The sequence below is a fragment of the Pauljensenia sp. 27098_8_83 genome (assembly GCF_041432695.1).
Lineage (GTDB): Bacteria > Actinomycetota > Actinomycetes > Actinomycetales > Actinomycetaceae > Pauljensenia.
Window position 1 is genome coordinate 171672 of record NZ_JAPWAD010000002.1, and the last position, 24933, is coordinate 196604.

A 24933-nucleotide genomic window follows, 5' to 3' on the forward strand; every position below is an offset into this window, starting at 1 on the left:
ACATCCTAGCGTCTTTTCAGTAAATTGCGAATCACGCCAAGCCGCTTCGTGAGCATCGCCTCATGCCCGTTTTCCGTTGGCTCGTAGTAACGCGTGCCTTCCAGGTCGTTAGGTAGGTACTGCTGCGCCGCAACATGGTGCGGATAATCATGCGCATAGAGGTACCCCTCACCGTGGCCCAGCGACTTCGCACCGGAATAGTGCGCGTCGCGCAAGTGTTCCGGTACTGCTCCCCCACGCCCCGCACGCACATCGGCGATCGCACGATCAATCGCCAGGTACGTCGCGTTCGACTTCGGGGCCGTTGCCACGGCGACCACCGCCTCCGCGAGGAGCAGACGGGCCTCGGGCATACCAATCAGCGCAACGCCCTGCGCGACGCTCACGCAGGTCGTCAACACCTCAGGGGCAGCCATTCCGACCTCTTCTGAGGCGGCGATCATGATACGCCGCGCAATGAAGCGCGGGTCCTCCCCGGCCTCGATCATACGGGCGAGGTAGTGGAGCGCCGCATCCACGTCAGACCCACGCATCGACTTGATGAACGCGCTTGCCACATCGTAGTGCTGATCCTTGCTCCATCGAACGAGGGCCTGGTTGGCCGCCGCTTCAACGCTCGCGACCGTAATCTCGCCGGATCCATCGTCGCTGGCTACGCCAGCGGCTGCCTCCAGGAGAGTCAAAGACTTACGCGCATCCGAGCCCGCGAGCTGCACCAAGCCAGCCACGGCCTCGTCAGTAATGGAGAAACGGCCCGACAACCCACGTTCATCCGAGAGCGCACGACGAATCAGCCCCTCAATCGCATCCGCATCAAGCGGACGCAGGGTCAGCAGCAAAGAGCGCGACAGGAGAGGGGAAATCACCGAGAACGAGGGATTCTCAGTCGTTGCCGCCACAAGCACAACCCAGCGATTCTCAACCGCGGGCAGAAGCGAGTCCTGCTGCGACTTCGAAAAACGATGCACCTCATCGACGAACAGGATCGTCTCTTGTCCCCCGCCGGCAAGAGTCCGTCGAGCATCATCGACTACGCGACGAACATCGCTCACACCAGAGGAAACTGCGGACAGCTCCACAAACCGGCGCCCGGACGCACGAGCAATCAAGTAGGCAAGCGTCGTCTTTCCCGTACCCGGAGGTCCCCACAGGACCACGGAGGAAACAGAGACCCCATCGCTCGCACCCGGAGAGAGCAAGCGCCGCAACGGAGCCCCCTCACCCAACAGGTGCGACTGACCAACCACCTCTGCGAGCGTCGTCGGGCGCATACGAACGGCGAGGGGCGCGCCCGCATTGAAAGCAGGCACGCCCGACTCGTCGACAGACTCAGAATCAAACAGATCCATGAGCCCTAGCTTAGGACAATGTGACTCCATTCGAAGAAGAGCCAATCTTGGGACCTGAGAGAACCTGGACAACGACGAGGCCACCGAGGATCAGCATGCAGGCACCGGCACCCAACAGGTAGCCATTCAGACCTTCAGACTCGTCGCCAGCCAGCGAGGAAGACAACATCTCAGCGTGCAGCTTCACGCCGCCCGAGGCGTCAACGGAAGACCCAGCACCGGCTGCGGCAACCGTCGAAGCGACCTTGAACTCAGCCCAACCGACCAGTTCATGCTGTCGGTTCGCCACGACGACCTTGTAGTCGCCCATCGGCAGGCCCGTGACGTCCATGGTCACCTGATTGGAGTCTTCGACCTGAAGCCAGCGGGCCTCACCGGTCTGCATGATGTTCGCGCTCACCCAGTCGCCGGCAACGGCCTTATCCGAAGGGACATTGATCGTCAGCTGCCCGCCCGTGAAAGCGGCACTCACGCCCCCCTTATTCGCGTCAGTCAGCTGCGACACGTCCGAGATAGGCGACACCGGAGTGTCGGAAGGCTGCGCGGAGCCAGCAGAAGCACTCGCAGAAGGCGTCGGGGTCGGCGTTTCAGAAGGTGCCGGAGTCGGACGCACGGCAGGCAGCTGCGGATCATCAGGCTGAGCTGCGGGCTGCTCGGTGGTCGGGGCAGGCGCGGGTTCCGTCGTCGGCTCGGCCGTGGGCTGAGGCGCGGGATCGGACGTCGGTTCGGGTGCGGGATCGGACGTCGGTTCGGGCGCGGGTTCCGTCGTCGGCTCGGCCGTGGGCTGAGGCGCGGGATCAGCAGTCGGATCCGTCGTCGGTTCAGGCGTACGCGTGTCGTCGTTATCAACAGGCTGATACACGCTCACCGTGTAGCTCACGGGGTCGCCCTCAACGAGGTCTCGGCCTTCCTTGAACATGAGCACCGTGACGGTGTGCTTTGTTCCAGGTGCCCACGTGATGCCCTCGACGTTGTTCTGTCCGTTGGGCACAGGAACCCTCAGGGTGTAGCTGTGCGGACTGGTGGCAACCCACACATCATCCGCAGTAACGGGCACCGTTTCACCGTTACGCTCGTACGTCGGCTGCGCGATGGGCGTCACGCGACCCGAGTCGAGCATCACGCCCCAATAACCCGTATCGCCGTACTGCTTCTCGAAAGAAGAGCCCTGTTCAATTCGAACAGTGAACGCTGTCGTCGGGACAGGGATTGCCCCGTCGTTATCGTCTGCGCGAGCAGCAAACCCTGGGATCGCAAGCGCGATGGCAGCGAACAGGCACAGAGCCATCAGGAGGCTCATCAATCGACTGCGCCCCCCGAGGCCGCGCGCGGCAAGGGCAGAAGCGGCCCGTGCGTGCTGCATACCGTTCTCCTTAGTGACTTAATCCTCGGAAGCATTTGTTCTGAAACTAGAGTAACAGGCGTGGCGCACGAATGCTAAATTCCAACGCACACCAATCGGTTAATGCACATTTTCTCAGAGCACTAGCCCAGATGAAAGATGATTAGCGCGGCAATCCGTGGGAGCGGCGAACAATACTGACCGTCACGATGGCACCGAGCAACGCAAGAACGCCACCACCAGCAAGGATCCAACCATTCAGGCGCGACTCCTCCTCGCGCGCAGCCTGATTCGAGGCCTGCTGCTCGGAGTGAGCCTTAGGACCGATCTGCGATGCGGACACACTTTGCTGAGTCGAGGAGGTCGAAGGCTCCGGAGCGGGATCCACGCCACTACCAGATCCACCGGATGAAGCAGACGAGGACTGCGTCGACGATCCGCCACTCGCAGACGAAGAGCTGGGAGAAGGAGACGATGCAGAAGATGCCGGTTCATCACCTTGCGTTCGTTCGGGTGCCTGAGCCTCACCGCGCGCACTGGTCGATGCGCTACTAAGAACAGAGGGAGCGTCGGTAGGGCTGACAGGGGAGTTATCAGAACGAGGATCGGGTGTCGGAGCGTCACTGTCATCCGTCACCGGATCGGTAACATCGCTCGTCGGCAGCTCGGTCGGCGACAGCGAACAAGAGCGCGCCTCGGCCGCTGAATCGACGACTGTTACCTCAACCTGCACATAGTTGCCCGTCACGCCATCACCGATCATGACCTGATGCCGCGTTCCAACCGCCCACGTAGCCGGCAGGTCAATATCCGCCGAGAACTTGCCGTCCGTATCGACCTTCGCGACGGACCACGCAGCCCTATTACGTGCGACCGAGGACGGAACCCACGCTGGGAGGATCATGTCGTCGGGGCGCTTTTCCCAGCCATCATCGAGCGTAGCAATCACAAAACCGAGAGCATCCTCGGAGGACGGACCCCAGCCAGCGCCTTCCACATGTAACGGCACACCGGTTGCTACGACCGACGACGCTATGATCGATGCCCCTTCTTCGGACGCAGTCAAACACTGCGCCGCATTATCGCCAATCCCATCGGCGCTATATGCGGGGGCGACCGACACGAACATTCCACCGACGACGGAAGCAGAGGCGGTCAGTGCGAGCAGGGACATGCGAAGGCCCCGGCTCTGTGAGCGCACCTGTGTCGTCATGCGTATTCGTTTCCTTCTGTCTGGGATAGTCTCAACCGATCAACACTGTCACGCCCAGAATGCGCATGTCAGTGCCTGAGTAACCACTCGATACGGGCACCATACTATTGCCTGGTCCGCAAGATGTAATTGCGAGCAACAAGCAAATTCACGGCACACCCGCTCAACACCTTATTTTACCTGCATTTACACGAATTTGTCACTGTAACTGTGAGCAATATTATCGAGCAATCATGGCTTCTGATGACCCGCTGGTCAGCATTTGAGATATCGAGAAACACAACGACGATTACCGGCGTGGGATGACTAGAGGAGCTCCCGTCTCCGGATCCTCAATGATGCGGCAGGGCACTGCGAAGACACGTTCTACGAGCTCGGGCGTGACTACCTGGGCGGGCTCCCCCTGCGCGAGGATCTGCCCGTCCTTCATGAAGACGAGGTGCGTGGCATAGCGGAATGCAAGATGCAGATCATGCAGGACGGCGACAACGGTCGTACCTGCGCGCTGCAAACGCTCGGCGAGACGGAGCACCTCCAGCTGGTGATTAAGATCGAGATACGTCGTCGGTTCATCAAGCAGCAAAATCTCCGTCGACTGCGCCAAGGCCATCGCAATCCAGACACGCTGACGCTGGCCACCGGAGAGTTCGCCAACGCGCCGCCCCACGAGGGAGGCGACGCCGGCATCTTCCATCGCACGGGCGAGCGCTTCATCGTCTTCACGACTCCACTGACGCAGAAGGGACTGGTAGGGGTAGCGTCCCCTCGCAACCAAGTCCTCCACGAGCATATCGCCCGGAGCCAGGGACGATTGCGCGAGCAATCCGAGCCTGCGCGCGAGCGCCTTCTGATTCATGTCAGCAACACTGCTGCCGTCCAACTCCACCACACCGCTACGAACGTCGAGCACGCGCGCCAACGACCGCAAGAGAGTCGACTTCCCGCACGCATTGGGGCCGACGATGACGGTCAATTCCCCAGTCAGCACGTCCAGGGACAACCCATCCAGAATCGGAGCATTCTTCCCGTAGCCGACGACGATATCTCGGGCGCCCAGCCCCGGCCTCGTTCCCACCTCAGTCACGACCTCACCTCGCGAATCAACAGCCACAGGAGATACAAGCCTCCCACGACACCCGTCACAACACCGACAGGAAGCTCAGCGGGAGCAATCAAACGCTGAGCACACACGTCGGAAGTCAACACCAGCAACGCTCCGACGAGCGCGGACGAAGCGAAACCCACTCCCCCGCCACCGCACAGGCGATGCGCAATATGCGGGGCGGACAATGCGACGAACGCGACCGGACCAGCGACGGCCGTCGCGCAGGCAACGAGCAGGATGGCGACAACGATCGACAGAAGACGAATGCGGCGCACGCGCACACCGAGCCCGGTCGCAACGTCGTCTCCCATCGCCACAAGCCCCAGCGGAACTGCAGCCGCGACGCACGCACATGCGACAACGCCGAGCACGATCAGGAGCGGCGTCAGTCGAGCGAACGTAACCCCCGAAAATGATCCGGCACTCCACAGCTGCGCTCGCTGCGCCGCCTCCAGTGGCGCCTTGACGATCAGCAGCGAATTGATAGCGCGCAGCGCAGCAGAGCAACCAATACCGACCAGGACAACACGTATTCCCGTCACGCGCATACCGCCCGCGCAGGCGAGAATAAGCATGCCTGAGAGGAGACCACCGAGCAACGCTCCGAAGCCAGTGACGGCCGGACTAGACCCCAGCACAATAATCGCTATCAGCGCTCCAGTGGCACACCCCGTCGAAAGCCCGACAATATCGGGGCTGCCCAGAGGATTACCCGAGATCGTCTGGAAGATACGCCCCGAAATGCCGAGCGCGCACCCGACCGCGACAGCGGCCAGCATCCGCGGCAGCCGCACAGACTGAACAAAGTAGACACCGAGGAAATCATCTCGAGGTCCGCCATCACCCAGCAGGCGTCGGAAGGAATCCCCAGCACTGAGCCCATAGTCGCCGAGTGTCAGCGAATAGATGGACAAGCCGATCAGAAGAAGGAGACCGATGATGACTACCGCCGCGCTACGTCGATGGATGCGCACGGAGAAACCCGCTCTCGACAGAGTGGTGTACCGATGGCTTTCTCGCGTCACGACATGCCCCTTCCACGCGCACCGATAATGAAGAAGGGGGCGCCGATCAGGGCTACAACGACGCCAACGGGCACCTCGGAAGGCGCGAGGACGAGACGCGACGCAATGTCTGCAATGCACACCCACACAGCGCCCGAAACCGTCGACCAGATCGCGATCGTGCCCTGCCTCGCCCCCACAACGCGTCGGACCATGAGCGGCACCGCGAGGCCGACGAATGTCAGCGGACCGCCCAGCGCCGTCGCTCCACCCGCGAGAGCCGTCACCGCAAGAACTCCCAGTGCCCGAATGAGCCGCACGCGCACACCAAGACTCACGGCGGCATCCTCACCGATGGTGAGAACGCCGAGAGCTGACGAGATCAGAGCTGCGAGGACGCAGCCGCACAGGATAACGACTCCCGCAGCGGCCACGGAGCCCATATCGACTCCCTCCAACGAGCCGGATGCCCAGTAGCGGAACTCGTTGAATGCGAATTGATTCGCCGTCAACACTGCCTGCGTGAGGGATGCAAGAGCCGCAGATACGGCGATGCCCGCAAGAGCCAGCCGAGAACGCGATCCTCCACCGCGCCCCGAAATAGCAAACACGAGCGCCGCGGCCACACCGGCACCGACGAGGGAAGCACCGAGCGTCCCCGCACGCGTCACGACTCCGGAGATGGCCGTCACGGAGACAACGATGAACGCCGCACCTGCGTTAATGCCGAGCACGCCGGGGTCGGCGAGCGGATTGCGGGTCATCGCCTGCATGATGGAGCCCGCCAAACCGAGCGCACCGCCGATCATGAGCGCGGCGATCGTGCGCGGCACGCGCAGCTGGGTGACCACCTGAGCGTCCTGACTCGCCCCACCACGAACCAGAGCATCCCACACAACATCGGGAGCAATGGAACGGGAACCGAGGGCGAGCGAGGCCATCGCAACGAGGACAAGCACCAGCGTCGCCACTGCACAAGCAATGGCGACGCTGGCGATACGACGTGTCGTCATGTCAGGTCAGCGACCCGCATCGTCCGACCATCAGGCTCAGGAAGCCGGGACGAACTGGGCCTCGATGCTCGAGACGATGCCGTCCATCAGGAGGTAGCCGCCGGTCGAGGTCCACAGGGAACCGTCGACGGGGATGACGTGGTTCGCCTTGACGGCACCGAGAGAGTCAAAACCAACGGTATTCTTCGCCTCTTCGAGGGCTGCGGCAGAAGCCTCAACACCCGTGTTGCCACCGGCGGACGGGTTGTTCACCGAAGACTTGCCAAGCGTGCCAAAGAAGATCCAGTCCGCATCGATCTGGTCGATGTTCTCCAGAGAGACGGGCTCAGAGTGGCCCTCGCCGTCACGGTCCTGGTTCGCGGGGCGCTTCATGCCGAGTGCGGTCAGAGCCTGTCCAGCGGGGAGCTCCTTGAGGATCAGGCCGGCGCTATCGCCCTGCCAACGCACGACCGAGTACGTCTGATCGAGGTAACCGGCGTCCTTCAGACGGGCGCTCACCGATGCGACATGCTGGTCGAACTCCGCAAGCTTGGTCTCGGCCTGGTCGGCCAGACCCAGCGCATCCGCGGTGAGCGTGAAGGTCTGCCGCCAGTCACCACCGGACTGAGTGGTGAAGAAGACGGGCGCGATCTGAGAAAGCGCAGTCAGGGTTTCCGTGTCGTTATTCTTCACGGAGGTGCCGTCGACGAGGATCAGATCGGGGTGCGCTGCACCGATAGCCTCAAGGTTGGGCGTGCCGATCGAGCCAAGGATCGGAATATCTCCCGCACGATCGATCAGGTAGTTCGGGACGGTCTGCTGGCCGCGGCCGGACACGACACCAATCGGGGTAACACCGAGGGCGAGCGCATTATCGGTCGTCGGCTCGGAGAGCGTCACGACGCGGCTCGGGTGCGACGGCAGGGTCACCTCCTGGCCGGATGCGTCGGTAACAGTGCGTGTCTCGGACGTCGCAGAGGCCTCGGGGGACGAGGCCGGGGTGGGTTGGGTGGACGAGCAGGCTCCCAGGGCGAGAGCAGTCACAGCGACGCCGACGATGGCGCGAATTCGCGTCGACAGGTGCACAAGTGCCTCAATTCAGTCGATCTATTACGGGCAAAGGTAAGCCTAACCTATAGGGCGCATGACAACCCAGTCTATTTCGTCACTGGTCAGTATGTGAGAGCACGCCACTCATCGAGTGCACGAATCAGCCCTTCCCGCCACCAGGCGACATCATGCCCGCTGCGGTAATGATCCAATTCCACATGGGCTCCCAGGCTCCGCAGAAGCTCCGCACAGTCATCAACGACCGGGCACATCGTCTGCTCCAGAGTCCCGACCTGCAGGCGTAGCGTCACTCCGGGATGGGGCGTCGCCATCCCAGAGCGCAGGTCTCGCATCAACGTCCCCTCGCCCACGCCTCGCGCAGCCCCACCCCACCACAGGGACGGCGATTGGGCGACGATCTCGTCGACGGACAGATCCTGTCGTAAGCCAACCTCCAGCGCGGCGAGGCCACCGTAGGATTGGCCGGCGACCATCACGGGACCTGCCCCGGCCTCGTCACACACTGCCTGAAGCAGAGCAGCAACACGATCCGCATCCGTCAGCTCCGCCTCACGCTGCGCACAAGCACCCGCATCGATGGTGACCACGCGCAGCCCGGGATAGCGGCGGGTCAGCCAGCCCACACCGTTGGTTCGCCAGATCTCACCGTCGAAGAGAATCAGGGTGCAGGTTGGCACGCTCTCACCGTCATATGTCACGACGCGACGTCCGCCTGCCATCCCCAGCCGCGCGGCGATCGCCTCACCGATCTCGATCTCTCGCACCGCCCACATCTGGGCGTCGGACAGATCTCGCGACGGCCACACCACTGCCACATCGGGGCCAACAAAGAGCGAAGCCCGCTGCCCACGGCCATTGACGAGGGTCAGAGGATTGGCCGCGTCGGGGCGAGCGCTCTCAACAAACCGAAGCCATTGCCCCATGTCCGTCACGACGCTGACGCACACCTCCGACGACTCCACGATCGCCTGCTGGTAGCTGATGATCGCGTCAGCGGGAAGCGCACACACGAGCGCGTGAGCATTGCCGTCGTCCGCGCCCGCACCCATGCGAAACTCGTCAAGGTGCTCGCGCGCGCGATCCGTCACCGTGTTCAAGATGACGTAGCAATCAGCGGCGGCCTCGTCTGCGGATTGAAAGGTCACACGAACGGCGTCAGCCCCATCAATGACAAGGCGCTGGCCAACAATCGGGAGACCATCGGCGTCGCGATAAACCCCGTCTCTTGTCTCTTGGCGCAACAGGCAAAAACCGGTGCGCGAAAAGGACGAGGCGTCGAATGCCACGTGATCAGTCGAACAGCGAAATATCGCCAGCGCCAACACGAGCGACGACCGCATCTCCGCCCGCGAAGTCGATGACCGTGGTCGGCTGCGCCACGCCGACGGGTCCCACCACGACGAGATCAACCTGGTGCCCGATGCGCTCATCGACATCGAAACCATCTGTGAGGGGCTCATCCTCGCCGGGCATAATGAGCGTCGAACACGCCAGGGGCTCACCCAGCGCCTCAACGATCGCCTGAGTGATGACGTGATCGGGGATACGCACGCCCACCGTGTGCTTCTTCTTGTTCAGCATGATGCGCGGAACCTCCTTGGTCCCCCGCAGGATGAATGTGTAGGGACCGGGCGTGAGCGCCTTCATGGTGCGGAATTCGTGGTTGTCAATAATCACAAGCTCGCCCAGCTGCGCAAACGAGTGGCACAGCAGCGAAAAATTATGCTTGTCATCGAGCTTACGGATCGATCGGATCGTATCCATGCCCGCCTTGTTGCCAGCCTTCGTCGCGATCGCATAGCCGGAGTCAGTGGGCAGCGCAATCGTGCCGCCGCGCTCCAGCAGATCAACGACCGTGTTGACCAAACGTGCCTGCGGATTAACCGGGTGCATCTCGACGTACGACATACCCCTATTGTGCACGAAACCCCCACCGGTCGGTGACCAATGGGGGTTCCGTGGACAAGGTCACGGCGAGAGGATCACTTCTCGGATTCCTCGGATGCTTCCTCGCCGCGCTTCTTCGGCTTCGCATCGACGCCAGCTTCCTTACGCTGCGCGGGCGTAATCGGCGCCGGAGCCTCAGTCAGCGGGTCGAAGCCGCCGCCGGACTTTGGGAAGGCGATGACGTCGCGGATCGACTCGGACTTCGTCAGCAGCGAGACGATGCGGTCCCAGCCGAAGGCCACGCCGCCGTGCGGCGGAGCGCCGAACTTGAAGGCATCCAGCAGGAAGCCGAACTGTGCCTGAGCCTCTTCCTCACCGATACCCATGACGTTAAACACGCGGTTCTGGATGTCGCGGCGGTGGATACGGATCGAGCCGCCGCCGATCTCGTTGCCGTTGCAGACGATGTCGTAAGCGTAGGCCAGCGCGTTACCCGGATCCTTGTCGAAGGAGTCGATCCACTCGGGCTTGGGCGAGGTGAACGCGTGGTGGACAGCCGTCCAGGCGCTGTGGCCCAGTGCCACGTCGCCCTCGGCCTCGGCATCACCGGTGGGCTTGAAGAGCGGCGCGTCGACAACCCAGGTGAAGGCCCAGGCGTCGGGGTCAATGAGGTTGCAGCGCTTGCCAATCTCGAGGCGAGCAGCGCCGAGCAGCTCACGCGACGGGGTCGGCTTGCCAGCGGCGAAGAAGATGCAGTCACCAGGCTGTGCTCCGGTGGCGGCAGCAAGGCCCTCACGCTCGGCCTCGGTGATGTTCTTAGCAACCGGGCCGCCCAGCGTGCCGTCCTCGGCGACCGTGACGTAGGCCAGACCCTTGGCACCGCGCGCCTTGGCCCATTCCTGCCACTTGTCGAAGGTGCGGCGCGGCTGCGAGCCGCCGCCGGGCATGACGACGGCACCAACGTAGGGTGCCTGGAACACGCGGAAAGTCGTGTCCTTGAAGTAATCGGTGAGCTCGGTCAGCTCGAGGCCGAAGCGCAGATCGGGCTTGTCCGAACCGTAGCGCTCCATCGCGTCCTTGTACGTCATACGCTGGATCGGCGTGGACAGGTCGTAGCCGATCAGGGCCCACACGTTCTTCAGGACGTCCTCGGCGACCTCGATAACGTCGTCCTGGTCCACGAAGCTCATCTCGATATCGAGCTGGGTGAACTCGGGCTGACGGTCCGCGCGGAAGTCCTCGTCACGGTAGCAGCGAGCAATCTGGAAGTAACGTTCCATGCCGGCCACCATGAGCAGCTGCTTGAAGAGCTGAGGCGACTGTGGCAGGGCGTACCACGAACCCGGCGAGAGGCGCGCGGGCACGATGAAGTCGCGGGCACCTTCGGGGGTCGAACGGGTCAGGGTCGGGGTCTCGATCTCGACGAAGTCACGGGCGTAGAGCGCCTCGCGCGCGGCACGCGACACCTTCGAGCGCAGACGGATCGCGTACTGCTCAGGCTCGCGACGCAGGTCGAGGTAACGGTACTTCAGACGCGTTTCCTCGCCGACGTTGCCGGAATCTTCAGCATTGGAGGACACCTGGAACGGCAGGGGCGCGCTGGTGTTCAGGATTTCGATGTCGTCACCCATGACCTCAATGGCGCCGGTGGCCAGGTGCGGGTTCTCGTTGCCCTCGGGGCGAGCACAGACCTCGCCGGTGACCTTCAGGACGAACTCGGAGCGCAGCTCGTGAGCGACACGCTCGTCACGGACGACAACCTGGGCAATACCCGACGCATCGCGCAGATCGATGAACGCAACGCCACCGTGGTCACGACGACGATCCACCCAACCGGTGAGCGTCACGGTCTGACCGACCAGGTCGGTGCCGAGGGTTCCAATGTTGTGAGTGCGAAGCACTGTGATTCCTTTCGTTGTTACCATCCGCGAGACAGGCGGCGGCGGTGTCATTGTACGCCTGCCCGCCCAATAGTCGCTTGTGCCGCGAGTAGGATAGTCACCATGCCCGCCGATGCTTCCGCCTCTTCCTCCGCTCATGTTTCCTGGACTCCGGCCGAAATCGGATTGGCTATCGGCTCGGTTCTGCTCATCACACTCGTGGCCTTCGAGGAGCTCGCGGCCACCACGATCATGCCCGCAGTCGTCGCTTCTTTTGACGCCGCGGCGTGGTATCCGATCGCTTCGGGTGCAGCATTGGCGACTCAGCTCAGCGCCACGGTGGTCGCGGGTGCCCTGGCAGACTGGAAGGGGCCGCGTGTGGTGTTGCTCTCGGGTCTGGCCTTGTTCGCCGTAGGCCTGATGGTGTGCGCCGCAGGTTCGCACGTGACGATCTTCGTCATCGGACGAGCTCTCCAGGGACTGGGAGGCGGTCTGCTCATCGTTCCGCTCTACGTTCTCGTCGGAGCGGTTGCGTCTGCACGTCATCGCCCATCATTTTTCGCGTCATTCTCCTTGGCGTGGGTCCTACCGTCTCTGGTCGGTCCCGCAATCGCAGGACATGTCACCGAAGCGTGGGGATGGCGTTACGTCTTCGGTGTTGTCCCCCTGTTCGTTGCGATCGCTGCTGTGCCCATCGCCTACGTTCTCCGCTCGCTGCCGACTGCCCGTGGGTGCCGCTCCCCTATGCTCGCAACGCTTTCGCGTGACGCCGGGCTAGTGGGAATCGGTGTCATGGCGCTCCAGCTCGCGGGCGCGCTTCCCTCACAACTGGCACAGATCGTGGTCTTCGTCCTCGGCGTGTGCATCACGATCTGGGCACTGCCTCGGCTCCTCCCGCGCGGCACGTTCCGATCCCGTCGGGGAATGCCGTCGGCGATCCTCGCGAGGCTGAGCGCCATGGCCTCCCAGGTGGGTTTCGCCGTCATGATTCCACTGATTCTGCAGCGGGTGCACGGATGGTCCGAGGCCTCCTCCGCCTGGTGGGTCACCCTCGGCTCGATCACGTGGGCCATCGGCGCAGTCGGCCAGGCACGGATCCACGATCAACAGGCGCGACGCCTGCTTCCCGTCATCGGGGGTTCACTGATGGCAATCGGGGCGATCCCCGTGGGCGCGCTCCTTGCCCCATCGTTTCCCATGTGGGTCGCCCTCGTCGGTTGGCTTCTCGTCGGCCTGAGGGTCGGCCTCGTCCACGCGCCCCTGTCGGTCATGGCGCTTGAGGTGACACCCGAGGCCAAGCATGGGCGCGTCTCATCGTGGCTACAGGTCGCGGATTCAGCAGGTCCCGCACTCGAACTCGCCCTCGTGTCAGTGGCCATGAGCGCGTGGGCCGCCACCGCCACGGTGGGCGGGGCGGCCTACGCTCCCTACTGGGTGATTGCTACTGTGCTCGCCGTCCTCACCGTGGTTGCGGTGGGTCGACTGCGTCTCGCATCGGAACGCTCCACGTCCGGCGAGACGAACGGTCAGTCGTCGTAGCGACGCTTGCCGAAGTGGCGACGTCCGCCCTCGCGGCCGCCGTCGCGCTCCCAACTGCCGTCACGGCCGCCCTCGCGTTCACGACGGGCACGCTTGATGTCTTTCTCCCAGCGCTCGGTGCGAACGCTGCGACGAGGACGCGACCCATCGCCCTTTTCGAAGCGGTGCGGACGCTTCTCGTCGCGGTCCCCAAAACGTCCCTCGCGCTCGCCATAGCCACCGCGGCCTCGATTGTCGCGATCGTAGTCGCGACGTTCACGGCGCTCGAAACCATCGCGGTCACTATGGTTGCGCCCACCGGGTCCCTCGTCCACGCGGATACGCAGCTGACGGCCCGACACGTATCCCTTGGAGATACGAGAAAGCTGCTCGCCGGACAGGTCCGCGGTAATGTCGACCAGCGAGAAAGTCGGGTAGATCTCAATGTTCCCGATATCGCGACCGTCGATGCCACCCTCGCCCGCAATCGCGCCGACGATGGAACCGGGCTTCACGCGGTCCTTCTTGCCGACCTCGATGCGGTAACGCGTACCGGAGCCGGGGGCGGGGCGGCCGCCCGCGCGACGACGAGCACCGTTCGCGCCGCCCTTGATCGGTCGGTCCTTATCGCGGCCGGCCTCGAAAGTAGCGCCGACGAACTCACCGGACTCGTCCAGCTGTTCCTCGCGGCGAATCTTGCCGTTGCCACGGCGATCCTTCGTGACACGCGGAGCCGGGCCCTCGTCTCCGACAGCCGTGGCCATCAGCGCCGCAGCGACGTCTTCGACGGAGACCTCATCGCCGAGTTCGGCCAGCAGGCGCTTGTACATGTCGAGACGGCCGCGCTCAATGCGGGCAGACAGGCCCTCGAGCAGGCGGCTGGCGCGGAATTCTGAGACGGCTGCGGGTGAGGGAATCTCAACCTCTTCCATCTCGGTGCCCGTCAGCTTCTCGATGCGGCGCAGGCGGCCGTGCTCACGCGGAGTGAAGAACGTGAGCGCTCGGCCTTCACGACCCGCACGGCCAGTGCGGCCGATGCGATGCACGTAGGCCTCGGGCTCGCGAGGAACATCGAAGTTGACGACGAGCGAAATGCGCTCAACGTCGAGGCCTCGGGCGGCCACGTCGGTCGCAACCAGCACGTCGAGCGAGCCGTTCTTGAGGCGCTCGACCATGCGCTCGCGCTCGGTCTGGGCGACGTCACCGGAGATGCCAGCCGCGCGGAATCCACGACCCGAGAGCTCCAGTGAGACCTCTTCAACGTCGGCGCGGGTGCGCACGAAGACGATGGCGGCGTCGGCCTCTTCCTGGCCTTCCTTGATGTGCTGAGCGCGGGTGGCCAGCACGCGAGAGAGCGCCCCTATCTTGTGCTTGTAGGGCACAACCGCGTAAGTCTGGTGGATCGTATCCACCGTGGAGGACTCGGTCGACACCGCGACCTTCACCGGATCCTTCAGGTGCTCACGCGCAACCTTCTCAATCGCTGCGGGCATCGTCGCACTAAAAAGCGCGGTCAGGCGATCATCGGGAGCGCTCGACGCGATTGTCTCAACGTCCTCGGCAAAGCCCATGCGCAGCATCTCGTCGGCCTCGTCGAGAACCAGCATGCGCACGTTCGACAGGTCCAGCGCGCCCTTCTCAATGAGGTCGATGACGCGACCCGGCGTGCCGACAACGACCTGCGCGCCGCGCTTCAGCGCACCGATCTGGGGGCCGTAGGGCGAGCCGCCGTACACGGGCACAACATCAAGGCGGGCAGTGCGAGCAGCAAAGTCCTCAATCGCCTGGGCGCTCTGCATCGCAAGTTCACGGGTGGGAGCCAGAACGAGAGCCTGCACGTCGCGCTCGTCGGCGTCAACAATCGCCAGCAGCGGCAGGCCGAACGCCGCGGTCTTACCGGTGCCGGTCTGGGCGATGCCGACGACGTCACGCAGCTCCAGCAGCGGCGGAATGGCGGCGGCCTGAATCGGCGTGGGAACACGGAACCCCATGTCGGTAACGGCCTCAAGGATCTCCTCGGGCAGACCGAGGCTCGCAAAAGTGACAGCGTCTCCTTCCGGCTCCGCGGTTGAGTCTTCGTGCATGTCCTGATCGGTGCCGTCAACGAGGTCACGATCCTCGTCTGCATCAAAAATATCGTCACGCTCGTCGCGGGCGCGTTCCGTGTAATCCTCTGAGGGCATAGTCGTTCCTTGCCTGTTGCATGTGGGTAGCAAAACCATCGGGCGGGCCATCTCGGCTCCTCAGCGCGGCCTCACCCATAACAACAAACCCCGCATCCCGCGGGCACCATAACAAGGGGCAGCGCCTCATCGCTACGTTCAGTTTACTCGCCATACACGCGCCACGGAGCGCGTGGTCGGCCAATTCACTGTTCCGCTGACGTCGCACCGTGACGAGCAACGCATCGTTCACAGGCGCAGACGCGCAATATAGGAGGCGATTGTCACCTGTCGATTATCTTCGGCACGCACTGGTGCCACGACCGCACGCTCCACCTCGTCGCGGCACAGACCCCTCAGATCACGCATAACTGCACGTCGCCGACGACCCGCAGCCCACCGAGACACTCCCCGATTGATACCTGCGAGAATCACAGTCACGAGAAGGGAAAGGCCGACGAGCGCCGTCGGTGCTGGAACAGGGCCGAGTGCCGGTACACGCCAGTCGATGAGGACGGCGCGCCCCAGGTGAACAAGGCCGATCCATGCAGCGCCGACGAGACACACGACCCAGGCCAACGCCTGTATCCCGCCCAAGAGACGACTCGTCGAAGGAGCGCCCGTCGCCACCTGCATATTGTCGGAGACCTCACGGTGGGCAACAGCTGGGACATCGCGCGCCCCCTCCAGTGCCCGCTCCATCAGCCGAGCGCGCCATGGTGAGGGACGCCCAGAAGAGCGCTGCGCAACTTCGCGTCGCACGGCATTGACAAAAGCAGCCTCATCCGACGGGGAGCGCGTCGGCAGCGTCGGCGTCGTCGCCCCCTCAGATCGGGACTCCTCATCCAGGTGGAGCCGACGCAACGGATCAGCGCCCAGACGCGCAACCCAGCGAAGCGGGAGCCAGCCACCCGCTCGCCGCCCCGCACGCACCGTGGAAGCCGCCACGGCCTCGGCGATGATCGGCGCACCCGCCAGGTCGGCGGCGGAGGAGGAAAGGTCCGATGCCATGCCATCCGTCTCAATGCCGCGGATGGTTCCGTCAATCCCCACTGCATCTCGAATCAGCACCGCGGCCTCACGCAGAGCCTGACGGGACCGAGACGCCTGGCGCGACACGCGTTCCGCTTCCTTGGACAGATGCTTGACGAGCGTCTGCACCCCTTCGCCAGTTGTTGACGAAACAGACACAACGGTCGCGTCTTTCATTCCCCGCTCGGACAGGAGACGACGCAGGTCTCGCTCGATCGAATCACGCTCAGCGGCGACGACGGTATCGATGTGCGTCAGTACGACGGTCACCGAGGCATGGGAGGAGTGCAGGCGGGCGAGCCACTCGTCGTGAAGCCTTGCATCCGCATATTTCTGGGGGTTGACGACAACCACGAGGGCGTCAACGCGCGAGGCGAGGCGCTCCGCAATCTCCGCATGGCTACTCTCAACCGAGTCAATATCCGGCATGTCAATAACAACCGTGTCTCCCGGCAGGCCGCGAGGGGCCTCGACCCACCGCGCGACTCCCAGCCACCCCAGGAGGTCACGGGGCGCGCGGCCGACGGGCAGAACAGCGCACGGCTCGTTTGTCGTCGGGCGTCGAACGCCGGCGGTCACGACCTCTCCCCCGCTCATAGCGTTCACCAGCGATGACTTACCGGCACCGGTCCCACCCAGCATGCCAATCACGCACCACGTCGGATCAATCTCGCTGCGCTCCGAAGTTATGTCGATCAACTGACGAATCTGGGACAGCGTCGCCTCATCGATGTCCGGGGATGCCAGGGTGCATATCCGGTCTAGTTCCGAGGCAGCGGACGCGACCGTTCCCTTCGAACGCATCATGCCAGAGCCTCCCGCGCATCCGCTAGTGCCTGCTCCAGCGCACTCAGACGCGCCCCCTCGTCGGAGCGATCCAGCAGCGTAGAAACGGGTGCCACAACATCCGTCAGAGAGGTGAGCGCAAGCCGCTCCAGCGCGTCGCGCGCCTGCGCGGCGAGAGAACGAACGGTGCGCTCACCGAAATAAGACTCCAGAACTGTCTGAGACAGCGCCGCCGACGCACCAGCGACACCGACCTCGAGGCCGGTCAAGCCCCCCGTCATCGCAAACACGCTCACCATCAGAGACACCGTCACGACGTTGATTCCACCGGCGAGAAGCCGACCACTCACGTGCGAGGATTCAGCCTGGCTACGAATGATCTGCGTGACCTCGGCGGTCCATTCCTGTGCCGTGCGGCGCGCACGCTCAGATGCCTCATCCGCGTTCAAGAGAGGCTCCAGCGCGGGGCTAGGTCCGAGGACCGGCCGAGCAGTACGCAACGCATCTGCCCACGCCTGGTGATACTGGTCAGCCAAGCGAGCCGCCAAACCGCCCGTCAGGTCGCGCTGCACCTGAATGTCCGGGGCTGCCTCACCGCGCAGCGCGCCCATGACGCGAGCCCTCACACCCGACACAAAACGGGAAATCGTGCGCGTCATATCCCACGAGCCGAGCACCTCGGCAATACGCGCGCTCACTTCGCCGCGCAAGACGTCATCACTCGACGTGGACGCGACCTCTCGCGCACGCGAAGCGACGAGGTGCTCGACACCATCAGCAGCTTGCTCAAACGCACGATGACGCGCACGGGCTCCATCGAGGGCACGCACAGATTCCGCGAGGGACGAGGAGACCGCCCCAGCGAGCGAGCGGCGGATGATGGCAGCGCGCTCCGCAGCGTCTCGACCAATCGATTCCAAGAAAGAACCGATAGGAGCAACCGCATCGACCGGCAGTCGCCCATCCGTGAGCGGCTGCTCGTCAATCGTCATAATCGGCACATCGCCCAGACCGCGGCTCTGCGCGAGCCCCGCTAGGTCCGCACGAATCTCACCCGCTGCCCCGGCTGGCACTCGGTTGAGAACAATCGCGACACGCAAGCCACGGCTGGCGGCATCCTCCAGGTGCTTCCACGCGACTGCATCAGCGTAGCGCGCTGCGCTCGTCACAAACACCCACAGGTCAGCACCGTCAAGAAGCTCCGCTGCAAGACGACGATTGCCCTCCTCCACCGAGTCAATATCGGGCGCGTCCAAGATACCCACGCCCGGCCATACCTTGTCATCGACGGTGATCGTGACTGCATCGAGGCTGTCTCCCCCAACGCCGACGTGCTTCGCCAGACGCGGCAGTACGCGATCCGACATGAACCATGCGCGCGATGACTGCGCGCACACGAGGACAGGTCGACGGGTCGTCGGACGTACCGCGCCAGTACGACTCACGTTACGTCCCAGTAGCGAATTCACGAGCGTGGACTTACCCGACCCCGTCGAGCCTCCGACAACGATCAACAGCGGCGCGTCGGCGTCCTCAAGCCGAGGTAGAACGACGTCCTGCAGACGGCGCAGCGCACGCTGCGCATCACTACGGCTCCCCTGGGGCATCGCCTCCAGGGACTGCTCGAGGGCACCCGCCCACGAGCGGGCTGCCTCCACCGACGTGAGCGGCACTCAGTCCGTCACTCTCTCGACCGAGGGGACCGCATCCGCTGCGGGGATCATCCAGGTTGCGGGATCAGCTTCCACCTGCTCGCCGCTGCGGATGTCCTTCACTGTGTCCGCTTCACCCTCACCGCCGGGGAACCACACGAATGGAATGCCACGCTTATCGGCGAACTTGATCTGCTTGCCGAACTTCGCGGCACTCGGTGCAACGTCCGTAGAAATACCGCGCGCACGCAGCACAGCCGCGATCGCCTCGGAACGCTCACGCTGGTCATCGGTGATAACCGCGACGACAACGGCCGTGGGCACTTTCCGAGAAGCCTTCACCATCGGCGCCGAAATCATTCGAGACACGAGCCGCGAGACGCCAATCGACAGGCCAACACCCGGATACGTGCGCTTACCGTCCTTTGCAAGCGAATCGTAGCGGCCACCCGAGCAGATCGAACCCAGGTCCTCGTGCCCTTCGATTTCAGACTCGTAGACGCTACCCGTGTAATAGTCGAGCCCGCGTGCGATCTTCAGGTCGGCGACGACTGCGCCAGGCATCCGCTTATTCGCAGTGTCCAGCAGCTCGGTCAGCTCACGCAGCCCCTCTTCGAGCAGCTCGCCGCCCACGCCAAGGCCAGTGAGGCGATCCCGGATCTCAGCCGGGTCCGACGTGCGAATCTGCGCCATCTGAAGCAGAACGTTCGCCTGATCACCGTCGATACCCGCCTCAGCGAGCTCGCCTGCCACGCCCTCCGGGCCGATCTTGTCGATCTTGTCGAGGCCACGCAGGGCAGCCTCAACGTCAGTCACGCCCAGAGACTCACACACGCCCTGAACGACCTTGCGGTTGTTGACGAGCACGCGCACCGGCGGGATCGGCAGATTGTTCAGGGCCTGCGCCATCACGAGCGGCAGATCGACCTCAAAGTGGAAGGGCAGCTCTCCGTTGCCCACGACGTCAATATCCGCCTGCGTGAATTCACGGAAGCGACCGTCCTGAGGACGCTCGCCGCGCCACACCTTCTGGATCTGATAGCGCTTGAACGGGAAGTCCAGTTCGTTCGCGTTCTCCACCACGTAGCGGGCGAAAGGAACGGTCAGATCGAAGTGCAGACCCATCCCCTTATCCTTGGGAGCACGTCCGCCGGACGCGGCGGCCTTCAACGCCTGCAGTCGATCCAGAACGTAAATCTCCTTAGAGGTCTCGCCCTTGGCTTCCAGCTGCTCCAGGGTCTCGACCGCCCGGGTTTCAATACCCGCAAACCCGTGCAGTTCAAACACGCGCCGCAGCTCGTCAAGAACATGCATCTCGATGATGCGCCCTTCGGGGAGCCATTCGGGGAAACCTGACAGGGACGTGCGAGCCATGAAGCTTTCTTTCTGTGAGGGAGGAGGCGTTAACCGATACGGCGTGCGCGAATCAGATATTGATTCGAGGTTATCTCATCCGCCAGCGTCGTGGCCGGACCGTGTCCGGGGACGAGAACCGTGCGCGGGTCAAGAGCGTTGGAAATCGTACGCAGCGAATGACGCATTTGTGTTTCATCACCACCGGGTAGATCCGTGCGTCCGACGCTGTCTTTGAAGAGGACGTCGGCGCTCAACGCCCACGGAACTGGCTCACCCGAGGAGTAGAAGGACTGGTTATTCACGCGAATATCCAGCGGGCTCTCGCCCAGGAAGACTGCAGAACCTTCGGTGTGACCGGGAGCCGGGACCATACGCAGCCACACGTCAGGTACCGCTTCGAAGGAGTCGGTAGGCGCTTCACGCAAGTGCGCGGGCCTCACCCACTCGCCGACGAAGTCCGGCAGCGGCATGGGAAGAAACGAGGCCGGGTCATCCATGCGGTACATGTCAGGGCCCGGCAGGTAGACCGGCACGCTCGAACCATCTGGTCCCCACGAGGACACAGCAGCGGCGTCCCAGACGTGGTCGGGATGACCGTGGGTGAGCAGGACCGCACCAACACTCACGCCCTCACGTTCAAGGACCTCACGGATCAGATGCTGGATACCGGCCGACGGATCGACGACAAGGGCTGTGCCCGCCCCGGAAGGGACGAGCACCAGCCCATTCGCCGCGTAGAAAGGCGACGGAATAACGTGAAGACGCATGTCACTCCATGGACGAGGAGATCTGTTCGAGCCACGACCGCTTGGTCTCAAGGGTTTCGCGAACGCTCTGTGCCGCCTTCTCGTCACCCTTGGCCTCGGCCTCGGACAGGGAACGCTCGAGCTGAGCGATCTGTTCCTCAAGCTGACCAACCATGCCTGCCGCACGAGCGCGGGTCTCCGGGTTCGTGCGACGCCATTCCTTCTCTTCCGCTTCACGGACGGCGGCCTCGACGGCGCGCAGGCGGCCCTCGATGCGGTGCAGGTCGGAAGAGGGCACACGGCCCACCTCTTCCCAGCGGTCCTGAATCTGGCGCAACTGGGCCTTGGCGCGTTCAATGTCGGTCACCGGCAGGATCGCCTCAGCATCCACGAGGATGGCTTCCTTGGCCGCGAGGTTCTCACGGTACTGCGCGTCCGTGGCCTCATCCTTGGCACGACGGGCATCGAAGAAGACCTGCTGAGCGGCACGGAAGCGCGCCCACAGCGCATCGTCTTCCTTGCGGGACGCGCGCGGGGCAGCCTTCCAACGGTTCATGAGCTCGCGGTAGGCGCCGGAGGTACGCGACCAGTCCTCGGACGAGGACAGGGCCTCGGCCTCAGCGATCAGCGCTTCCTTCACGCGCTTGGCCTCGGACTGCGCCTGGTCAAGCTGCGAGAAGAACTGACGACGGTGACGGTCAAACTGGGTACGCGCGGAAGAGAAGCGCTTCCAGAGCTCGTCCTCCACGGCCTTTTCCAGGCGGGGGCCACGGCGCTGAAGGGTCTTCCACTCTTCCAGCAGGTCACGCAGCGTTTGCCCGGACTGCTTCCAGTGCGTCTTCGCAGGATCCTGCGCGACAATCGCCTCGGCGCGCTCAACGACCGAGGTGCGCTCGGCAAGAGCCTGGGCCTTGGCTGCCTTGCGCTCTTCGCGGGCGACCTCCTTGCGTTCCTCGGCTGCCTTCTCGACGGCAGCAACGCGCTCACGCAGCGCCGGGATGTCACCGATAACGTTGGGAGAGGCGACCTGCTCTCGCAGCGTCGCGAGCGTCTGGTCAATGTCGCGCGGGCTCAGGCTCGCCAACCGATCCTCGAAAAGCTTAATCGTCGCCTCAAGGTCGGCGTAACGGCGCTCATAGAGAGCGTAGGGAGAAGCGGGAATACCCTCGGGGAAACCGCCAATGACGCGTTCCTCGTCTCCATCCTTGACATAGACGGTCCCATCCTCGCCGATACGGGCGAAGGGATGCTCAGGCACCTCGGACGCTGTTATCGTCGTCGAGGAAGCGACCTCCTCCGGCGTTGAGGGAGCAGCTTCAGGAGCGTTTTCGTTATTCGGAATCGGCGTCGTGGTCACGATATTCCTTCTGAGACGAGGGCTTACGCCCGGCGCGGGTGTGTGCCGATGTGACACACACATCTAGTGTGTCACATCTAACGACAAGGGGAAAGCGAATCGCCGGAAAAGGGGACGGATGTAACACCCATTTTCCGCTCATCAACGCAGGCCACCCCCGCCTCGTCTATGTGTCAGCACCAATGCGCACTGCCTCGAAGACACCGTCAACCCGACGCAGGGCGGACAGAACCGCACTGAGATGGCCAAGATCAGCCAGCTCGAAGGAAAAGTTGCCCGACGCGACCTGATCCCCGTCGGTCTTGAGCGCAGCAGCGAGAATGTTGACGCGGTAGTCGGACAGGACACGCGTCAGATCGGACAACAGGCCGCCACGATCGAGCGCACGCACCTCAATCTGCACCCGGAAAGGAGCCCCAAGCCCCTTCTCGTTCCACGAAACATCAACGAAACGCTCAGGCTGCAGCTGTCCCAAACGCACCGCGTTCGCGCACGTGGAGCGGTGCACCGACACCCCTTGGCCGCGGGTAATGAATCCGACGATGTCATCCCCGGGAACAGGAGTACAGCACTTGGCGAGCTTGACCCAGATGTCGTTAGGACTCAGTCCGGCGACCGTAATCGCCGCATCGCCGCTAGGCTCCGAGCGAGGCTTCTGCGAGCCCGGCGTTACTCCCTCGGCAAGCGTCTCCTCCGTACCGTCTCCCCCACCCAGGTTGTCGACGAGGCGGGTCACGACGTTTTGCGCGGAAATATGTCCTTCCCCAACAGCCGCGTACAGTCCGGATACGTCCGGATAGCCGAACGACGTCGCTACCGACAGAATCGAGTCGTGATTCATCAGGCGCTGGAGGGGCAGGTTCTGCTTGCGCATCGTGCGCGCCAACGCTTCCTTACCAGCTTCGATGGCTTCCTCGCGGCGTTCCTTCGAGAACCACGCCTTAATCTTGGAGCGCGCACGCGGGGACGCAACAAAAGCGAGCCAATCGCGAGACGGGCCCGACTTATCGGACTTCGACGTGACGACCTCGACCGTCTCACCCGACTCAAGGCGCGTGTCAAGCGAAACGAGACGACCGTTCACCTTCGCACCCACGGTGCGGTGCCCAACCTCCGTGTGCACGGCATAGGCGAAATCAACGGGAGTTGCGCGCGCCGGCAGGACGATGACCTGTCCCTTCGGGGTAAACACGTACACCTCGTCGCCGGCGATCTCATAGCGCAGCGAATCCAGGAACTCCTCGGGGTCACCCGTCTCGCGTTCCATCTCGACCAGGGCACGCAACCAGTTCGCCTGCTCGTCCGAGCTCATCCGATCGGAATCGCCGCCCGTGGCATTGGGGTTCTGCTTGTACTTCCAGTGCGCCGCCACGCCATGTTCGGCACGCTCGTGCATATCGAAGGTGCGGATCTGAATCTCCACGGGCTTGCCACCGGGACCGATAACCGTCGTATGCAGCGACTGGTAGAGGTTAAACTTCGGCATCGCGATGTAGTCTTTAAAACGACCCGGGATGGGATTCCACCGCCCGTGCAACGACCCCAGGACTCCGTAGCAGTCTTTGATCGACTCCACAAGGACGCGGACCGCGACCAGGTCGAAGACCTCGTCGAATGCCTTCCCGCGCACGATCATCTTCTGGTAGATCGAATAGTGGCTCTTCGGGCGACCGCTGACCGTGCCCTTCGTGCCCGAGCGACGCAGATCCTCCTCGATCTGATCGATGATGTCACGCAGGTATTCCTCACGCTGCGGAGCGCGCTCAGCAACGAGATGGTCGATCTCCTCGTAGATCTCCGGGTACAGCGTCTTGAAGGACAGTTCCTCAAGCTCCCACTTCACCATATTCATGCCGAGGCGGTGGGCCAGCGGCGCATAGATTTCGAGGGTCTCCTGCGCTTTCTTCGCCGCCGACTTCGCTGGGACGAAGCGCCACGTCCGAGCATTGTGGAGACGGTCAGCCAGCTTAATGAGGAGGACGCGGATGTCCCGGCTCATGGCGACGAGCATCTTGCGCAGCGTCTCGGACTGTGCAGCCGCCCCGTAATGCACCTTGTCGAGCTTGGTGACGCCGTCGACGAGGTTGGCGATGGCCTCGCCGTACTCGGCAGCCAACTGCTCGAGGGTGTAATCCGTGTCCTCGACCGTGTCATGCAACAGTGCGGCAACGAGCGTCGGCGTCGTCATACCCATCTCAGCGAGGATGGTCGCAACGGCAACCGGGTGGGTGATATAAGGTTCGCCGGACTTGCGCGTTTGCCCGCGATGGTGCTCTTCAGCGGTACGGTAGGCACGCTCAACGACGCTAATATCCGCTTTCGGATGGTTAGCACGCAGCGCGCGCACGAGCGGCTCAATTTCAGGGATTGTGGCGCGCCCACGCGAGCCAAACCACACGAGGCCGGAGCGCACCCGGGAACCAGCCGCCGGAAGCGCGGAGCCTGTTGTCATGTCGTCGCTGCTCATGGCCCCATGATAGC

18 protein-coding genes are annotated in these 24933 nt (G+C 63.5%); 1 reads left to right on the forward strand and 17 read right to left on the reverse strand.

The features are described from left to right. Window positions 1-5: 5 nt before the first annotated feature. From O3656_RS01850 to aspS, 10 genes are all read right to left on the reverse strand, one after another. Window positions 6-1349 (reverse strand): replication-associated recombination protein A, encoded by a 1344-nt coding sequence (locus O3656_RS01850; RefSeq protein ID WP_500062358.1) that lies wholly within the window; start codon window positions 1347-1349, stop codon window positions 6-8. Between the two features lie 10 nt (window positions 1350-1359). Further along, window positions 1360-2637 carry a type IV secretion protein Rhs gene (locus O3656_RS01855; protein ID WP_500062388.1) on the reverse strand — a complete coding sequence of 426 codons (1278 nt, stop codon included), beginning with the start codon at window positions 2635-2637 and terminating at the stop codon, window positions 1360-1362. 217 nt (window positions 2638-2854) lie between these two features. After that, window positions 2855-3865 (reverse strand): hypothetical protein, encoded by a 1011-nt coding sequence (locus tag O3656_RS01860; RefSeq protein WP_500062359.1) that lies wholly within the window; start codon window positions 3863-3865, stop codon window positions 2855-2857. A 328-nt stretch (window positions 3866-4193) separates the two neighbouring features. Then, window positions 4194-4988 carry an ABC transporter ATP-binding protein gene (locus O3656_RS01865; protein WP_500062360.1) on the reverse strand — a complete coding sequence of 265 codons (795 nt, stop codon included), beginning with the start codon at window positions 4986-4988 and terminating at the stop codon, window positions 4194-4196. After that, window positions 4985-5983, reverse strand: coding sequence for a FecCD family ABC transporter permease (locus O3656_RS01870; protein WP_500062361.1), 999 nt, complete (start codon window positions 5981-5983; stop codon window positions 4985-4987). Before O3656_RS01870 ends, O3656_RS01865 begins: the two co-directional genes overlap by 4 nt. A gap of 47 nt (window positions 5984-6030) precedes the next feature. Next, the gene (locus O3656_RS01875) at window positions 6031-7026 is read right to left on the reverse strand and encodes a FecCD family ABC transporter permease (RefSeq protein ID WP_500062362.1); all 996 of its coding nucleotides are present in this window, start codon (window positions 7024-7026) and stop codon (window positions 6031-6033) included. 36 nt (window positions 7027-7062) lie between these two features. After that, entirely contained in the window at window positions 7063-8091 is a 1029-nt protein-coding gene (locus O3656_RS01880; RefSeq protein WP_500062363.1) for an ABC transporter substrate-binding protein, read from the reverse strand. 86 nt (window positions 8092-8177) lie between these two features. Beyond that, window positions 8178-9221 (reverse strand): alpha/beta hydrolase-fold protein, encoded by a 1044-nt coding sequence (locus tag O3656_RS01885; RefSeq protein ID WP_500062364.1) that lies wholly within the window; start codon window positions 9219-9221, stop codon window positions 8178-8180. Between the two features lie 145 nt (window positions 9222-9366). Continuing rightward, a complete protein-coding gene (locus O3656_RS01890; RefSeq protein ID WP_500062365.1) occupies window positions 9367-9984 on the reverse strand; it encodes an L-threonylcarbamoyladenylate synthase in 618 nt (205 codons plus the stop codon). Between the two features lie 74 nt (window positions 9985-10058). Then, on the reverse strand, window positions 10059-11864 hold the full coding sequence (gene aspS / locus O3656_RS01895; protein ID WP_500062366.1) for an aspartate--tRNA ligase: 1806 nt from the start codon (window positions 11862-11864) through the stop codon (window positions 10059-10061). 102 nt (window positions 11865-11966) lie between these two features. Here aspS and O3656_RS01900 point away from each other — a divergent pair, with 102 nt between their 5' ends. Further along, a complete protein-coding gene (locus O3656_RS01900; RefSeq protein ID WP_500062367.1) occupies window positions 11967-13382 on the forward strand; it encodes an MFS transporter in 1416 nt (471 codons plus the stop codon). On the opposite strand, the gene O3656_RS01905 is transcribed toward O3656_RS01900, so the two are convergent. From O3656_RS01905 to O3656_RS01935, 7 genes are all read right to left on the reverse strand, one after another. Continuing rightward, complete coding sequence (locus O3656_RS01905; protein WP_500062368.1) at window positions 13370-15544, reverse strand: DEAD/DEAH box helicase; 2175 nt, start codon at window positions 15542-15544, stop codon at window positions 13370-13372. The genes O3656_RS01900 and O3656_RS01905 overlap by 13 nt on opposite strands. Window positions 15545-15772: 228 nt before the next feature. Next, on the reverse strand, window positions 15773-17362 hold the full coding sequence (locus O3656_RS01910) for a GTPase (RefSeq protein WP_500062369.1): 1590 nt from the start codon (window positions 17360-17362) through the stop codon (window positions 15773-15775). Continuing rightward, a complete protein-coding gene (locus O3656_RS01915; RefSeq protein WP_500062370.1) occupies window positions 17359-19014 on the reverse strand; it encodes a dynamin family protein in 1656 nt (551 codons plus the stop codon). The genes O3656_RS01910 and O3656_RS01915 overlap by 4 nt, the downstream gene beginning before the upstream one ends. Then, window positions 19015-20367, reverse strand: coding sequence for a histidine--tRNA ligase (gene hisS, locus O3656_RS01920; RefSeq protein WP_500062371.1), 1353 nt, complete (start codon window positions 20365-20367; stop codon window positions 19015-19017). It lies immediately after the preceding gene. Between the two features lie 29 nt (window positions 20368-20396). After that, window positions 20397-21116 carry an MBL fold metallo-hydrolase gene (locus O3656_RS01925; RefSeq protein ID WP_500062372.1) on the reverse strand — a complete coding sequence of 240 codons (720 nt, stop codon included), beginning with the start codon at window positions 21114-21116 and terminating at the stop codon, window positions 20397-20399. A gap of 1 nt (window position 21117) precedes the next feature. Then, window positions 21118-22452, reverse strand: a complete 1335-nt coding sequence (locus O3656_RS01930) for a DUF349 domain-containing protein (RefSeq protein ID WP_500062373.1) — start codon at window positions 22450-22452, stop codon at window positions 21118-21120. Window positions 22453-22618: 166 nt separating this feature from the next. Then, window positions 22619-24919 carry a RelA/SpoT family protein gene (locus O3656_RS01935; protein ID WP_500062374.1) on the reverse strand — a complete coding sequence of 767 codons (2301 nt, stop codon included), beginning with the start codon at window positions 24917-24919 and terminating at the stop codon, window positions 22619-22621. Window positions 24920-24933: the final 14 nt, after the last annotated feature.

Coding starts and splice junctions, on each gene's coding strand:
- O3656_RS01850 (WP_500062358.1), bottom strand. CDS start 1,349: ATGGATCTGTTTGATTCTGAGTCTGTCGACGAGTCGGGCGTGCCTGCT.
- O3656_RS01860 (WP_500062359.1), bottom strand. CDS start 3,865: ATGTCCCTGCTCGCACTGACCGCCTCTGCTTCCGTCGTCGGTGGAATG.
- O3656_RS01900 (WP_500062367.1), top strand. CDS start 11,967: ATGCCCGCCGATGCTTCCGCCTCTTCCTCCGCTCATGTTTCCTGGACT.
- O3656_RS01925 (WP_500062372.1), bottom strand. CDS start 21,116: ATGCGTCTTCACGTTATTCCGTCGCCTTTCTACGCGGCGAATGGGCTG.
- O3656_RS01905 (WP_500062368.1), bottom strand. CDS start 15,544: ATGCCCTCAGAGGATTACACGGAACGCGCCCGCGACGAGCGTGACGAT.
- O3656_RS01875 (WP_500062362.1), bottom strand. CDS start 7,026: ATGACGACACGTCGTATCGCCAGCGTCGCCATTGCTTGTGCAGTGGCG.
- O3656_RS01910 (WP_500062369.1), bottom strand. CDS start 17,362: ATGATGCGTTCGAAGGGAACGGTCGCGTCCGCTGCCTCGGAACTAGAC.
- O3656_RS01890 (WP_500062365.1), bottom strand. CDS start 9,984: ATGTCGTACGTCGAGATGCACCCGGTTAATCCGCAGGCACGTTTGGTC.
- hisS (WP_500062371.1), bottom strand. CDS start 20,367: ATGGCTCGCACGTCCCTGTCAGGTTTCCCCGAATGGCTCCCCGAAGGG.
- O3656_RS01935 (WP_500062374.1), bottom strand. CDS start 24,919: ATGAGCAGCGACGACATGACAACAGGCTCCGCGCTTCCGGCGGCTGGT.
- O3656_RS01855 (WP_500062388.1), bottom strand. CDS start 2,637: ATGGCTCTGTGCCTGTTCGCTGCCATCGCGCTTGCGATCCCAGGGTTT.